The sequence below is a fragment of the Psychrobacter sp. UBA6291 genome (assembly GCF_002439405.1).
In the GTDB taxonomy this organism is placed as follows: Bacteria; Pseudomonadota; Gammaproteobacteria; order Pseudomonadales; family Moraxellaceae; genus Psychrobacter; species Psychrobacter faecalis.
Window position 1 is genome coordinate 1 of record NZ_DJUD01000048.1, and the last position, 15,287, is coordinate 15,287.

The window sequence follows — 15,287 nt, forward strand, 5'->3', positions numbered from 1 at the left end:
GGGATGGTCGGATGCTTACGATATACCTAGTGCTGTTCTATATCGACAAACCATGGATCATTACCCAAAGTCTGCTATTGGTTGCTTTATCATCAGTGATGCTTGGGATGAGGAGGCGCTAATAGAGTTAAAAGAGAAGTCAGAGGCTTGGTTTTTAGTAGGCTTGCAAATAGATGATAGTGAATTTAAGCGCTTAGATATTATAGAGGGCGTTATTAGATGTCAGCCTAATGAAGTAGATAATGTCATTAGAATACTTGATGTAAACTCTGCAAGTACCATCATCGGTATAGATGTTGTGGATATCAAAAGTCTGTTTGAGTATGGCAATTCATTCCAGTTCATTCAAGCAAGTGCCCCAGGTGAATCTATATCGAAATCAGTAAAGGCAGCTACACAGCAGTTAGTTAGTCAACTTATAAAAGCTTGTAATGCTAAGAGACTGTTAGTTACCATAGAGAGTATCGAAAGCCCTTCGCTAGATACTCTTTCCTATATAACAGAAGCTATTAAAAATTCGTTATCTATTAATGATGAGTTCATATATTACAGCTCAAGAATCACTGATGAGCCAGACTGTTTTTGTTTAAAGGCGATATATGCTGAGGACTAGGTAGAGGCTCAAACCTAAGCGTTAGTCTATAACTAAAGCATTACTCTTGATGTTTCCAGTTTTCCTGGTTTAATGGCATTTGGTTGAGTAAATCTCGTCTAGATCGCCAGTCTGGCATGTAAATGTCGAGCAGAGCTTTAAATCTATCATTGTGCTGCCGCTCTTTAAAATGTAGCAATTCATGCAAAATGATATATTCCAAACAGGGCAGAGGCTTTTTAGCCAAATCTAAGTTAAGCCGTATGTTTCCTTCTTCTATATTACAGCTACCCCATTTGGTTTTCATTTTTTGGATCTGCCAATCGCTGATAGTGACACCAGTTTTCTTCGACCATTTATCGATAAGGTCAGGTGCTCTGGCTTTTAGTCGGCCACGATAGTATTCAGACAATAGCTTTATCTTTACTTCATCAGACAGCCCTTTATTTACGGTTAGAATAAGCTTACCGCTCTTTAGTTTGACCGCCTGAGATTTGAGGGTGTCGCTCTCAATCACTTCAAGTCGGTAGCGTCTGCCCCAAAGATAATGTGTCTCTCCATTTACCATCTCTCTGGCTGATTGGCGCTCTTGCTTGGCAAAAGCAGTCTGCTGACGCCGAATCCAAGGTATACGGTGGATAACAGCCATCCGAATGGCTGTATCGGTCATAGCATCAGGTGCAGATACTCTGACCTGTCCATCAGGTGGCATCACGCTGATATGTAGGTTTTTAATATCCTTGCGAGTTAAATGTATATCTAACTCGCCAATCTTAATAAGCGCTGACTTAACAATCACTGATACTCCTGTTGTGCTTTCACCAAATTAATCAGCTCCTCTATGTCAGTATCAACTTCGTATTCTTTGATGACCTGATGCACCGCGTTTTTAATCTTGCGCTCTTTTATCAGATGACCCCAGCAATCAGCCTGTTTATTGAGCCTAATAGCAGCGTCTACTTTATCTACCAAGTCCTCATTTTGATCCAAGTTATCATATAGTGCGCGCTTAGCAGGGGTGTTAATAGCATCAGGATATGCGTCACCACTTGCTGTGCCAGTCGGATTGATTACTTTAGAGGCTAGCTGGCGTATCTTTTGTAAGTACTCAGCGTAAGCAATGGCTTTTTGTCGACGTAGCTCAATGAGCTCATCGAGTAAGGCAGACATATGCTCGTAGTACTTTGGGTTGACGGGGTTTTCATCCACAATCGTTTTGCGAACGTTGTTTTCAATGGTCTCTGCGACGTTTTCAGGGTTGCTCGCTATATCCTCAGGTATGGCTTTGATTAAAGCTTCAGGCCCTTGATTGACAATAAGCTCAATAAGTCCTAAATCTTCAAAGTCGATGACCGTCTCACTAGGTGTGGCATGAATATAAGTGTCTAACATTCTACGCATGGTCGGCTCATAGCTTTTCATATCGATATGGTCGCCACTCATAAGCTTGATGTTATTTCGCACGGACTCAAAGTGTTTTACATCGTCTTTAATGCGTTTGATTTCCTGATCGCTATATCCTGCTTCAGACATTTCATTGGCAATGTTTCCATAAGCACGTATTAGCTTGGAGACGCTTTTGTACAGGGTGAGTCTAAGCTGTTCTTGTTCTATTTTTTCAGCCTCAGTCGTGCCCTCGCTAGGACAAAAGTAAGCGCCATAATCTTGTGTATTTCTAGGGTATTTAACAGGCTCACACAGTCCTCTGACCATCTCTAGGGCATCATCTAGGTTTTGTTTTGCGGCAGTTAATCGATTCTTTAACAGCCCGTCAATATCTTCATCTTCGTATTCCGAAAACGCGCCTTGCGTATAGTCAGAGATAGTACTGTTTAAAGACTGAAATAGATCCTGATAATCAATGATATAGCCATAGTCTTTTTCTGCACCATCGAGTCTGTTAACACGGCAAATGGCCTGAAAAAGATTGTGATCAACCATCTTTTTATCAATATATAGATAAGTAGCAGAAGGTGCATCGAATCCTGTCAGTAGTTTATCTACAACTATCAACAGTTGCATTTGACCTGGTTCTTCGATGAAGCGTTTTTTAACTGACTTTTCAAAGTCCTCGGCCTTAGAGCCTGCTTCTTGTTCGCTAATGTCATAATAATCAGCAATCATTCTGCGATAGATTCGATATTTAAAAAGCTTCTCTGTCATGCCTTCGCCAGTTTCTTCACCTTTGATGCTATCTGCAGTTGGTAAGTAACTGGTCACAATTGCCACTTTGCCTTTCAAGAAAGAGTTCTCAAAGGCCTCATAAGATTTACAGGCTTGATAAATACTATTGCACACAAGCATGGCATTGCCATGACCATCCATAAGCCTTGGCTTTTTCTGCATATCGAGCAAGATGTCATTGACGATGCACTCTATGCGCGACTGGCTAGACAGAACCCGCTGCATGGTTCCCCATTTTTGCTTAAGCTGGCTTTTAGCAATATTGGTTAAGCCACGAGTATGAGCATCGAACCATTCATCGACTTTCTTAGAGGAGGTAAGCTGTTGATCGATATCACGTGCTTCATACAGGAGGTCCAATACCACACCGTCAGCAACTGCTTCATCGAACTTGTAGGTGTGAATAAAGGGTCCAAATACTTCGATAGATTTCTTCTTATCTTTTTTGAGTAGTGGCGTGCCGGTAAAACCGACAAACATCGCTTCTGGCAATAATGCCTTCATAGCGCTGTGCAGCTTGCCAGACTGAGTGCGGTGACACTCATCAACAAAGACAAATAAATCGCCCTTAGGGCTAAAGTCTGACGGTAAGCTGGCTTGAATTTCCTTTATAAAGTCGTCTGTGTCTTTACTGTGATGGCTATCATCATCACCGCCGCGACCAAATTTATGAACTAAGGAGCAGAGCAACCAAGGGTTAGGCTGATTTAACTGGCTAATAAGATCAGCACCGCTCTTGGTGCGATATATTGATTCATCGACACCAAAAAATACTTTTTCAATCTGTTCATCAAGCTCGGTACGGTCAGTAATAATGAGTACACGGCTATTGGTAACATTCTCCCGTATCCATTTAGCCAGCCAAACCATGGTCAAGCTTTTACCTGAGCCTTGGGTATGCCAAACAATCCCATCCTTGCGCTGTGTAATGTGTTTTTTTGCCGCCTGTATCCCGAAATACTGATTGTGTCGGCAAGTCTTTTTGACACCCGAATCAAAAACAATGAAGTTATTGATGATGTCTAAGAATCGGTGCTTATTGCACATATGATACAGATGAAAGTCTAAGAGCTGATCGGTGAAGTTAGCGTTTGCTAAGGTAAGATGCGTCGGTACGCTAGTATCAGACTGGGGTGTATGATTGGGGTTGGCTTCTTTCCATTCTAGGTAATACTTCTCAGGCGTTTCGATCGTGCCATAGCGCAGGCCTTGGGTATCATTGCCTGCCATAGCCAATTGTATGGTGCTAAAAAAGCTACGAATAAATTCTTTCTTTTGATTATCTAAGTTTTGGTGAATACCTTCGGTGACGTTGATGCTAGAGCGTTTAAGCTCAATAACGCCTAATGCAATGCCGTTGACATAAAGGACGATATCAGGACGTTTTTTATTTTCGCCTGTGATGGAGACTTCTTCGGCAATAGCAAAGTCATTGGCTTCTATGTTATCCCAATCAATCAACCAGACGGTCTCTTTATGATCCCCTGTGCCTTCTTTTTCTTTGATGCCATAACGGAGTAGTCTATAGACTTCTTTGTTGGCATCGTATAGTTTAACACCACTGCCTAGAGCGGCTGCTTTTTCTAGAGCGTTAATAGCTCTATTTTGCAGTGTACGGCTGACATTACGTGAGCTTAGCCACGCCGCTAAAATCTCGGACTCAATGTTTTTGTTATTAGGTCTATCTTTAAAATCGCCTAGATAACGGTAGCCGAGTGTGTCGATAAAGAATCGTACGACACGGTTTTGCGTGAGTCTTTCTATGTCGGCAACGTTACTCATTCTCAATACTCCTCAATGAGCTACAATTTTGAATAAGCTGACTGATCACGTCATCTACCGATGTTAATGAGGTAATCTCGTAGTGCACTGCTTCATCGCCTGTTTCCTCATCTGTGATATGTTTACGTTGAAGTCCATTAACTTCAAGCACATCAGTAACTTTTTGAGGGTAATCGTTTGATGAGCCGTTTTTAAACTGGACTACGAATTTTTTTGAATACTTAATGATTTCGAAGTAATAATCAATACCTGCATAATGCCAACCTTCTATCTTTAGACTGGCAGGTATGGCGCTAGACATAACTTCCTGATAATTGAGATGCTTGAAAGGCCTTATTAAGGATTTGTCTTGCTTTAGTTTAATTTCAATAACACGGGTATAAAGTTCATATTGCTTATGGTTGCGTTGGGCTTCTTTAAATAAAACAAACTCATCCTCATTCTTAAGAATGAACCCTTGCTTACAATATTTGAAGAGCTCAGGATGTAGTATGAAATGTTCACGCCATTTAACTAAACTATTGCTAGCCAGTGCTTTGTCACAGATTTTCTGTAGTGAACGTTTGACATCGTAAACGTCGAAATCCTTATCGTCTAGTACAGCTTTTATATATGACTGTCTTTCTTCGATTTTGGTACTTGTCTCTTCTCGCTTCATATAAGCAGAGCCAATGCGTAGTAGTCTTTTCCAACTATGATCACGATCAATGTTATGTTTAGTAGAGCGACTGCTTAATAAGTTATAACGATCTTGTCCTCTTTGAGTAAAGTATTCCCCTTTGCTTAATACAGCGCGTTCCCATATATAATTAATGTCTGAGGAGTTGTGTTGGAGTAGGTCAAAAACGGCTCCCGCTGACTGGGCGTATTTCTCAAACTTAGCAAAATATATGCTGTCTTGATCCATTTCCCACTTACAATCACCATGCTCTCTGTAATACTCTAAAATACCTGAAAAGTTCAGTAGGAAGCCGATTTGGCCGTCAAAAAATGGACGTTTCTTACCATTATCAAAAAAGGTTTGTTTCTCAGCTTCTAGAATCACTTGTTTCCATTGATCTGACTTTAATATCAGATGTGCTTTAATCTTCTCCTCAACAAGCTGATCTTCTGAAATTTTATTCAAGACGAGCCCAGGTCTATTAGTCAGTGTATCCAAAATAGGAGAGTCAAACTTACTTAGCTTTTCAATCGACAACAGAGCTTCTAAAAAATCTTTTGAAGTATTAAAGATAGTATTTTCAGTTAAGTTATAAATGACACGTACCCATTCAACGAGCTCAGGTTGAATGTCATTAGCATCAATGCTGTTAGCTGATTTTAGCTTTTTTGAAAGAAAACGATAAAAAGCATAGAATCGTAGCTTTTCAGGATAACTAGTATTATCTGCTAGAACCTTTTCGAACATAGACACTTCTGAATAATGTGTCTTATTATATGCGTCAGGTAAGTAAGTCTTGAGATGATGGTTGTGATAGTCATCTAGATCAAGCAGATCTAAAAGACCAATGAGGTTAGTTACAAAATTAGGTGTAAAACAATTTAGTTTAGTGTACTGGGCTATTGTTAAGTGCTGCAACTTGGCTTTTTGTCCAAAAAAAGTATTGAGATTATCCTCACTTTTACTATCATTGTTCTTAGTATCGATAATATATTGGTATAGAATAATTAAGCGAATAAAGTTCATAAGCTCATCATCATAGGAATCATGCTTATCACCAACAGTCCGATACGTCCAAAACAGATCTGCCCAGTCGGTGTCGATCTTATGGATAAAGTACTCATAACCATTGACTACACCACCTCTAGCGGCTAAATCATAATTAGGCAGTTCTTTAGAAAACGACTTTATAGTTTGTTGTAGATTAGCTTTGAAGTTTTCAAATGGGGTGAGGGGCTTACCTCGCGCGTTCATTTTGATATACAACTCATCAGACAGTCCAAACTTGCTCAAGGGCAAAAATTGGAAAGTGATACAAGGGTTATCGCTATCCACAATCCGCAGGTACAAATCTTCATTACAGAGTGCAAATCTTTCTTCAATCACCTTTAACATGTTAAGGCAAGCTTGCACAGTAGGATCCTGTTTCCAAGCTGAAAAAAACCAAGTGCTGTCAGCAATGAGTTGGTCAATAGTATAATCATTAATTTTGCTAGATCCGGTTGTTTGATCTATATTAAATTTAGTTAATGCATGGTATCGCTGCTGGATAGTACAGTTAGATAGTAAAGCATTAAAAAATTCTGATGAACTAGGGCGGGTCTTATAGGTAAAGCGTGAATTACCTTTTAAGGTAAAGCGTGCTTTAAACTCTGTTAAATGGTTGTATTTTACTGCTAAAAACCAATGTAATAAAAATAAAGTTGTAAGACGCTGCTGGCCATCTAGTACTGAGAGTGTGTCAGTATTGTCAATGTCGCCATATACAAAATCTAAATTTAGAGACGGTTGATCATCATAAGTTTTGTCTCTGATAAGAGCTGAAAAAAGAGAGTCTAAAAAAGCGTTTCTAACCTCTGACTGATCTTTGCGACCTTGGGCATAATCACGTTGGATAATTGGAATTTCAATAAAGTTTACTATATCTAATAGCTCATTAAAGGTTACTCTTTCTCCCATGTTCATTATTGAGCTCCATTTTTAAAAAAGTATTCTGTTATGGTTTCTATGATAGCATCTTGATGGTTTTGGCTATCTTCTGAACGCCAGTAAAGCATGCTATCTAAATTTTGACTGTAATACTTCAAAAAGACATTTTTGGTGCACAAAGGCACATATATAGCCTTTTTATCAAGCTCAATAATATGCTTGCGTTTAATTGGAAAGATGGCGTTTTTATAACTGCGATTGGTGTATCTATCAAGCAAAGTTAGATTGCCGATTGAGTTATCTACTGCTTCGCCATTGCTAGGATCGTAGATCTCTATGATACTCTTATAAACATTCTCAAACTTATCTTGTTGAAAGGTTTGTGCCTGAAGGATTTGGTTAATTTCACTATTGATACGTTGCTTTTCATTTTGTTCAGCGTTATTAAGCTTGAAAGAGCTTGTATCAACTTTTGAGTTGTCTAAATAGTCTTTAACATCTATTAGCCACTTCTTTTGATTGCTAACGCCTTCAGGTATATTTGAGGCTACTGAACGTATATGCTCAACATCCCAATTCTCACTTTTATATCTATCAAATTGAAAGCGAGAGTTTGATTTGGGATTGCTCAATAAGCTGACAATATTAAAAAGTAGAAAGATACGGCGAATCTTACTCAAGTTCTTAGACTCATAATCAAGCTCTGATAAGTGATCACGGACTTTCAATTCAATTTCATCAGATGATGACAAGGCATCGAACTTAGCATCAAAAGTAAGGTTAAAAACTTGACCTATAAGTTTATGTCTTAAATGTTGCTTATCTCGGCTATCTTTACTAAGTCGCATAATTTCAGGAATCGTTTTGCCCTCAGTTATTAAATAGCCGATTAAGTGGAATAATTCGCGGTTATTAAACCACTCTTCTAATGTCATCATTAAACGCTTGATGTTTTGCCATTCTTGAACCATGTCAAAGTTATCTTCTTTTAGCAGCTCATTAAATTGCAAAAAAGTGTTTAACTCATCTTTGTTAATTTCTATTTCACTATGATCTGATGCTCTAAGAGTGAGTAATAAATCAATGCGGTTTGATTCAAGGGTTTCATTGCTCAAAAAATACCAAAAAGCATCGTTTTGAAGGCTTTTCTCAATGGCATCCCATTCTTGAGAAAGCGTAAGCTGCAATAGACTTTGGGCGTCCTTCGACTTTGATTCTAAAGTGAAATTGCTTGATTTTAAGAACAATGCCTTAATAAGTTCTGCACTTACCAGCGGTATTTTTCCGACGTTAAGTCTTGAAAATACTTGGGTGGGTACCTCATGGTCGCTGAGCTCATACCAAATTACTTTTACGCTCTTATTATCTAAATTGAGTAAAGGCGTTTTTATAGAGTTATATTTATCTGAGTCCTCTTGCTCATCAAACCATGACTTGATGGCTTCTTTAGCTTTATAAATATGGAAAAAGTCGATATTACTTTCGTGTATGCTTGGATCAATACGCTCTAAGAATTCAGCCGAGTCGCTCCTTGTTTCATAGCTGATGCGATATCGTGATAGATTGTCATCACTATCGACTTCCAATAAGTAGGTTAAAATGATGTAAATAGTGGTTAGTCGTTGTTGTCCATCGACGATTTCCCAAGAGTCATCTCCACGCTTTTTGACGACAACAGGTTGCAAGCAGTAAAAAGTATTCTTTTTAGAGTCAAGCGAGTTCAGATAAAACTCTCTAATATCTTCTAATAAGTCTTGAACTTGTTTTTCTTTCCAGCGATAACCACGTTGGTAAGCAGGTATATAGAAACTCTCTTGCAACAAGCTACTAATGGGCTTTAGCATTAATTTGTTATCTGACATCGAGTTATCCTTATTATTATAATTTAATGCGCCAACCGCACTTTCCCTGTCAACAACTGCTGCATCATGCCTTGTTTAATATCACGGGTTTTCTCCAAGCGCTGCTGTAAAGCTTGAATCTCGACATCCATATCGGAGAGAATAGTGGCGATGGCGGTTTGCTCTGGTTTAGATGGCATTAGCATGATACTTTTTTTAAACTCTGACATCCCAATTAAATTCTTCATTGCACCACCTTGAGTGCTATCAGTGATGCTTTCTTGAAACTCTTTAGAGTTAAAAATCTGATAAAAGAAGTGTTCATCAGTATTTTTATTAAGTGTTATTTTTAGTAGAGCTTGGTTAATAATACCTTCAGGAGCATTAACAGGGATTTGATAGATTCTGCCTATTGTACCCGAGCAGCTTACTATGAAATCTTTAGGTTTAACTGTAAATCGCTGTAGCTCATTGAATTTATCTTTATCGATATAGTATTTGCCAATCTCTGTATTTGCATAGATTGCATTTCTCTGTTCATATACTTTAAAACCTGTTCTAACAAAACTATCTTTTTTTAGTGCGCCACCAAAAGGACCTCTAACAAGCCCTTTATTTTCTGTCATTTCGGATAGAGCTTTGTAATCCCAATCCTCAGGAATCCGCCCTAGCTCAGTCTGTTTAAGTCCTTTTGGACTGCCATCGTCATGAGTAGCAAACTCAGGCAGGCGAGTTTTGCCACTGAGGAGCTGTTGCATCGTACCTGTTTTAATCACTTCTTTTTTAGCAATCAACTTTTCTAGCGATAAGATAAGATTATCGACATCAGATAGTGCAGTGGCGATGGCGGTTTGTTCGGATTTACTAGCAGGACATGGAATTTGATAACTTCTAACTTCTGAAAACGGTACTCTTCGATGCCCAGCACTTCCCACCATTGCTGATTCAAGATCTATTCTAAAACGGCTGCGAGTAGTCCAAAAATAAATAAACTTTGCATCTGAAGCACTGTTAGCTCTTAGCACATGAAACTCTGTACTTCCAAATCCATATTTAGTTATTAGACTCTTAGTATGACAACCTTTGCCATTTTCAAAGCAAGGAGTTATTTTAGCTAAAAGTACATCTCCTTTTTCAAAATAGGTAAAGCCACTTTTTACCCTTTCATAATTAATAATAGTCTGATGAGCTAATTGAGCATTCTCAGTGACGTCCTGCATTCCAATAAAAGTTACTAAGTTAGAAGGCTTTATAGTCTTTCTAGGAATTGATGATTCGAACAAATCACCAAAATTTTTAACGTCCCAATCCTCAGGAATAACGCCAACCTCTGTCTGTTTATAACCCTCAGGTATTTTAACCTCACTCATTACGCCACTCCCATCGCTTGCAGATGCGCTTGCACTTTTTGACTTAATGTCTCCACCTCATCTACGATTTGCGATAGCGGCTCAGCATAACGCTCATCCAGCTCCTTGATACGGTTAGCAAGTTGGGCGGTGATACGCTCAATCTCATCTTCGATACGCCCTTGTAGCGTGGCGTGCCATTTGTCCTCAATCAATAGCGTTTTGATAGCTGCGTCATCCAAAGTTGGGTAGTGCTCAAATACGGCTTTATCTAACGCCTCTTGCGCTTCTTTTAATGACTTTTTGGCATTGGTTTCTGCATCGAAATACATCAGCAGTTGTTTTAAAGCAATGATTTCTTCGCTATTGGTGGCGAGTTTTAGACGTGCGTTGACGCTCGACTTAGTAAAGCTGCCTTTGTCAGTGGCAGCATCGGCTAGCAAGCCTTCCTCATCGCCGTGTTCTTCCGTATAGTCCGCTAAGGTACTTGAGGCAGTGTCTAGCTCAGCTTGCAAGTCATCGATATGGGCTTGCTCATCGTTATAGTAGCGGTCGATGATGAGCGTAGGCGGGATCAGCTCCGCTTTATACTTGACCTTATTAATAATCAGGTCAGGCTCTTCCTTAAGCTTTTCACCTTTAGCCACGACCAGCTTGCGTAGCTGACTGCCAATACTCCAGCCATCTTGACTGATAGCATAGATGTCGTCCTGCAAGCTCTCACTCCAGTAGTCCATTAGGATTTGATAGATATCGTATTTATCTAACAGTGGGGCATGAGCATAACGTGCTAGCAGGTCTTCACTGATTTTATGAATAAGCGTTTTAGGTCTATCGCCTTTGGTGATTTCACTTAACTGGGTAGCTTGCCACCAGTCATTGAAGGGCGTTAAGCTTTGCTCAGCAAAGGCAATAAACTCAGGATGAGTCAATACTGCTGCTTTGACCTCGGTCGATGCCACAAGACACTCACGATACCCATCACGCAAATCAGAAAATAGCGTCTGGCGTAAGGTAGGAAGTACTTGCCAATAAGACTCTAGAGAGTCGATATCGGCAACAGGGATACCGCCTTTTAAATGTGCGGTCAGATCATGCTGATCTTCATCGATACTGGCATCGATATAGCGTGGAATGTTTAAGTTATAGTCGTTTTCAATGATCTCATCCAGCTCAACCATTCGGCTATAGCCTGTTAGAGTGATTTGAGAGTTAAAGACATCGACGATTTTGTGAATATCTTGGCTACGTAAGCGGTTTTTATTGCCATCTTTCATGTAGCCGCGGCTAGCGTCTATCATAAATAGACCCGCGTCACCTTTGGCTCGGATCTGTGCGGTGTTTTTATCTATAACAATGACACAAGCAGGGATGCCCGTACCGTAGAATAGGTTGGCTGGCAAGCCGATGATACCTTTGATATAACCCTGCTTGATTAGGTTCTGGCGGATATGCGCTTCGGCATTCCCTCGGAACAGCACGCCATGGGGTAGAATCACTGCGCCCACACCAGTACTTTTTAAACTTTTGATGATATGCAGGAGAAAAGCATAGTCACCGTTCTTCTCAGGCGGAATACCCCAAGTAAAACGGTCAAAATCATCCGACTCTGGATTTAAACCACTGGTCCAGTTTTTATTACTAAAGGGAGGGTTTGCCACGATAAAATCAAAGGTCTTGAGCTGACTACCTTCTACAAAGTGCGGAGAGGATAGCGTATTACCTTTGTAGATATCTGCACCTGTCGCCCCATGCAATATCATGTTCATTTTCGCAAGTGCGGTAGTGGCAAAGTCCATTTCTTGACCATAGATAGTCAAGCCGCGTGGCGCTTCATCACTGACTTTTAAAAGCAGCGAACCTGAACCACACGCAGGGTCGTATACGGTCGCGTCTTGTGGTGTATTGTCGTCAACGCCGATAATCTTGGCTAGAATACGTGATACTTCCGATGGCGTATAAAACTGCCCCTTTGATTTGCCAGATTCAGTAGCGAAATGACGCATTAGAAATTCGTAAGCATCGCCTAGTAAATCATCACCATCAGCACGGTTGCCTGATAAGTCCAAACCTTCAAATATACCAATTAGCTTAGACAAGCGATCAACGTGCTCTTTGCCTTTGCCCAGTTTTTCTTCGTCGTTGAAATCAGCAACATCAATAACACCGCGCAAACCGTTGGCTTCAGCCAGCCTAGCGATAATCTTATCGACCTTTTCGCCGATCTCTTTATCACCCTTGAGCGCCACCATGTCATCGAAGCTACCGCCTTCTGGTACTACGATATCGCCAAAGGCATCGTCTTTATATTTATCAGACACGTACTTCATAAATAGCATAGTCAATACATAGTCCTTGTATTGACTGGCATCCATGCCGCCACGTAACTCGTTACAGCTTGCCCAAAGGGTAGAATAAATCTCGGTTTTCTTAAGTGCCATAGTTATAAGTCTTATGATTGGATAGTGTTTTATTGAATGAAAAATTTATCGAAGAATGGTATCACATTACAGCTTGTTTGCTTGTCATATACACGAACATCTAGGATTGGTATTTGTCGACTCTAGTTTGGATTAAGTATAAATAAATAAGAAGTTTATTTGAATAGCATTAGAGTATTATACGTCATCTGTTGTCGTGAGAAGTCGATAGTAGCTTAAATGAGTATGGGAAACTTCTTTGACTAATGGTGCAGGCTTTTTGGTTATCAAAAAACCTACCCCCAAATCTTGGACGGTTGAAGTTTATTTCAATGGCTGAGCAATAGCCTCAAACTGAGCTTACGATATTGTGTGGTATTTCTTTCTAACATGTCTTACCACCAACACTACCCAAAAATCGACTGACAGCTTCTGATACATCCGAGAGAGAGTTTTCCGTGACATCGAGCTGCTCCAATGCTTTGAGATTGATAATACTATCAGGAAGACTTTGTAGGCCATTATGATAGAGTCCAAGACTTTTTAATTGCTTTAGATTGCCTATCGAGCTTGGCAGGGTTTTGAGATCAGAAGCACGTATCTCTAGTTTTTCAAGGTTTATTAAATTATCAATACTATCAGGCAAAGCTTTCAACGATTCATTGGCATACAGCTCAATACTAGTAAGCTTGCTTAGATTGCCAATAGAGCCTGGTAACTCCTGAACCTGCGTTCCTCTCATATCAAAATGGGTAAGTGAGGATAAATTACCGAGCTCATCAGGAAAACTCTCTAAGCTTTTTGAAAGAATCTTAAGCGATTTAAGGTTCTTTAGTTGACACAATACCTTTGGGAATTCAGTGAAAGCGCAGTCCATATACACCAGCGTCTCTAATTTCTCTAGTTGAGCAATCTCGTCCGGCAGCTCATTAAAACCTCTTAGTCTAAGGTACTTTATATTTTTTAAATGGCCGATAGCGCTAGGTAATGGCTCAGTAGACTCACTTTCGCTTTGTAATACTGACTTATTATCAATATAACTATAACTCGTCGATTTTCCATATCCCAAATCCAGTCGCTCTAACTGGCGTAACGCTTCAGGTTCACGAGGGACGGTGCTGTCAGAGCTGCCTGCTATATTATGGTTATCAATCCAATCCCATATCTGTGTCATCCAGTCTTCAACGCCCGTATCTTGCTTGCTATTAGTGTTGTCATCTTGGTTGGTTTTACCGCTATATGCTGTCATAAGGTTGCCTTTTAATAATCGTTAAATGAGGTGAATGCATTCAAATTCTTAGCTAGTCTTATTGCTATGTGTCAAACTTAAGAGCAGTTGGGCACAGTAATAAAACCAAGGTAAGCCATATTTTTAACAAAGCTTGATATACCAGTGCCTGAAACTGATAAAGGTTTATGAAGCGGTTTTATGGGTTTGCTTAAAAAAGCGGAATAGCAGAAAGCGCTCATAAGGCTCAGTCGCTGAGTATGAGGAAAATGATTGAGAGGTTTAAAGTTTGGATGTAATTGACTAGAAGTAGTCATAAAGAAATCTCCTGTTGCTCTGTCTGTGTCAAATTGAAACGACACAGTCACCTTACAGAGCAAAAAGGAGTTGTGCGTTTTACCAGTCTTTGTTTTTCATCGCGCTGGAAGTAGCCGTAAACCCACGATGTTTTTTATCATAGCAAGCTGTTTATTATTTGTCAAAAGTGACATTGAGCTATGCTGAAGAAATTCTAGAGAACAATGGCCATATCTTAGTGACTGCAAAGCAGTTAGGCATAGCCATGCAAACCTTATCTAACTGGCAAAATAAAGCGAATGAAGGCTGTCGTATTGTCTCAGCATACTGAGTCTTTGATAGTGCTGGGGCAGTCTGTTATAAGTGTTTCCATTAGAGCAGTCTGTTTTAAGTGGTCTATTAACAGGTTTAAAGCGTAAAATGACTGGTTCTGTTGAGATATAGATCGCTAAGACCGGTGTGGTTTGATTTTTATCATCAGGCTGCGTAATCAAAATTTCCCAAGTTCAACTGTACGGATTTGACAGCAGGGGTCATAGAGAGTGGGATGAATTTCATAATAAAAAATACATTTACGATTGAACCTATCCAAAACTTAATTACTGCATCTACTGCAGCATTAGGTTGTGGACTACTCATTGGTCTAGAAAGAGAGCGTAGCAAACAACGTGAAAATCAACACAGCTTTGCAGGTATTAGATCTTTTGCAATTTGCTCTTTATTAGGGGCAATTTGCTTTGCTTTCGGTTTATTTATGGGGCTCATAGGAGCATTGATAGTAGGTGGTATCAGTATCATCTCTACTAATAAACAAATTGAAGATCCAGGTGTAACTACTGAACTTGCTTTTATACTCACCTATTTTATAGGCGGACTATGTTTATGGCATATTCCTTATGCAGCGGCACTTACCGTCGTCCTTACCTTCCTTCTAGTGACAAAGCATTCAATGCATGGAGTAGCGGTTAGATGGATTACTGAGTGAACCGTCCCGAGATTGTCGG

9 protein-coding genes and 1 pseudogene are annotated in these 15,287 nt (G+C 39.8%); 2 read left to right on the forward strand and 8 right to left on the reverse strand.

What is annotated here, in order from left to right:
• The coding region (locus B3R91_RS08385) for a hypothetical protein (protein WP_286797192.1) at positions 1–613 on the forward strand (613 nt) is incomplete at its 5' end.
• A 40-nt stretch (positions 614–653) separates the two neighbouring features.
• On the opposite strand, the gene B3R91_RS08390 is transcribed toward B3R91_RS08385, so the two are convergent.
• From B3R91_RS08390 to B3R91_RS08425, 8 genes are all read right to left on the reverse strand, one after another.
• Positions 654–1,391, reverse strand: a complete 738-nt coding sequence (locus B3R91_RS08390; RefSeq protein WP_286797193.1) for a M48 family metallopeptidase — start codon at positions 1,389–1,391, stop codon at positions 654–656.
• The gene (locus B3R91_RS08395) at positions 1,388–4,558 is read right to left on the reverse strand and encodes a type I restriction endonuclease subunit R (RefSeq protein WP_286797194.1); all 3,171 of its coding nucleotides are present in this window, start codon (positions 4,556–4,558) and stop codon (positions 1,388–1,390) included. Before B3R91_RS08395 ends, B3R91_RS08390 begins: the two co-directional genes overlap by 4 nt.
• Entirely contained in the window at positions 4,551–7,184 is a 2,634-nt protein-coding gene (locus tag B3R91_RS08400; protein ID WP_286797195.1) for a DUF262 domain-containing protein, read from the reverse strand. The genes B3R91_RS08395 and B3R91_RS08400 overlap by 8 nt, the downstream gene beginning before the upstream one ends.
• The gene (locus B3R91_RS08405; RefSeq protein WP_286797196.1) at positions 7,184–9,010 is read right to left on the reverse strand and encodes a DUF262 domain-containing protein; all 1,827 of its coding nucleotides are present in this window, start codon (positions 9,008–9,010) and stop codon (positions 7,184–7,186) included. Before B3R91_RS08405 ends, B3R91_RS08400 begins: the two co-directional genes overlap by 1 nt.
• A 23-nt stretch (positions 9,011–9,033) precedes the next feature.
• Positions 9,034–10,359 carry a restriction endonuclease subunit S gene (locus B3R91_RS08410; protein WP_286797197.1) on the reverse strand — a complete coding sequence of 442 codons (1,326 nt, stop codon included), beginning with the start codon at positions 10,357–10,359 and terminating at the stop codon, positions 9,034–9,036.
• Positions 10,359–12,779 carry a type I restriction-modification system subunit M gene (locus B3R91_RS08415; RefSeq protein WP_286797198.1) on the reverse strand — a complete coding sequence of 807 codons (2,421 nt, stop codon included), beginning with the start codon at positions 12,777–12,779 and terminating at the stop codon, positions 10,359–10,361. The genes B3R91_RS08410 and B3R91_RS08415 overlap by 1 nt, the downstream gene beginning before the upstream one ends.
• Before the next feature lie 364 nt (positions 12,780–13,143).
• Positions 13,144–14,007: a leucine-rich repeat domain-containing protein gene (locus tag B3R91_RS08420; protein WP_286797199.1), complete on the reverse strand. Its 864-nt coding sequence runs from the start codon at positions 14,005–14,007 to the stop codon at positions 13,144–13,146.
• A 77-nt stretch (positions 14,008–14,084) separates the two neighbouring features.
• Positions 14,085–14,303, reverse strand: a complete 219-nt coding sequence (locus B3R91_RS08425) for a hypothetical protein (RefSeq protein ID WP_286797200.1) — start codon at positions 14,301–14,303, stop codon at positions 14,085–14,087.
• A gap of 527 nt (positions 14,304–14,830) precedes the next feature.
• Between B3R91_RS08425 and B3R91_RS08435 the strand changes: the two are divergent.
• A pseudogene (locus B3R91_RS08435) lies at positions 14,831–15,265 on the forward strand (MgtC/SapB family protein); the annotation flags it as partial.
• Positions 15,266–15,287: the final 22 nt, after the last annotated feature.

What these genes read in the sequence shown, in the direction of transcription:
- B3R91_RS08395 (WP_286797194.1), bottom strand. Translation starts at nt 4,558, where the DNA reads ATGAGTAACGTTGCCGACATAGAAAGACTCACGCAAAACCGTGTCGTA.
- B3R91_RS08400 (WP_286797195.1), bottom strand. Translation starts at nt 7,184, where the DNA reads ATGAACATGGGAGAAAGAGTAACCTTTAATGAGCTATTAGATATAGTA.
- B3R91_RS08425 (WP_286797200.1), bottom strand. Translation starts at nt 14,303, where the DNA reads ATGACTACTTCTAGTCAATTACATCCAAACTTTAAACCTCTCAATCAT.
- B3R91_RS08420 (WP_286797199.1), bottom strand. Translation starts at nt 14,007, where the DNA reads ATGACAGCATATAGCGGTAAAACCAACCAAGATGACAACACTAATAGC.
- B3R91_RS08415 (WP_286797198.1), bottom strand. Translation starts at nt 12,779, where the DNA reads ATGGCACTTAAGAAAACCGAGATTTATTCTACCCTTTGGGCAAGCTGT.
- B3R91_RS08405 (WP_286797196.1), bottom strand. Translation starts at nt 9,010, where the DNA reads ATGTCAGATAACAAATTAATGCTAAAGCCCATTAGTAGCTTGTTGCAA.
- B3R91_RS08410 (WP_286797197.1), bottom strand. Translation starts at nt 10,359, where the DNA reads ATGAGTGAGGTTAAAATACCTGAGGGTTATAAACAGACAGAGGTTGGC.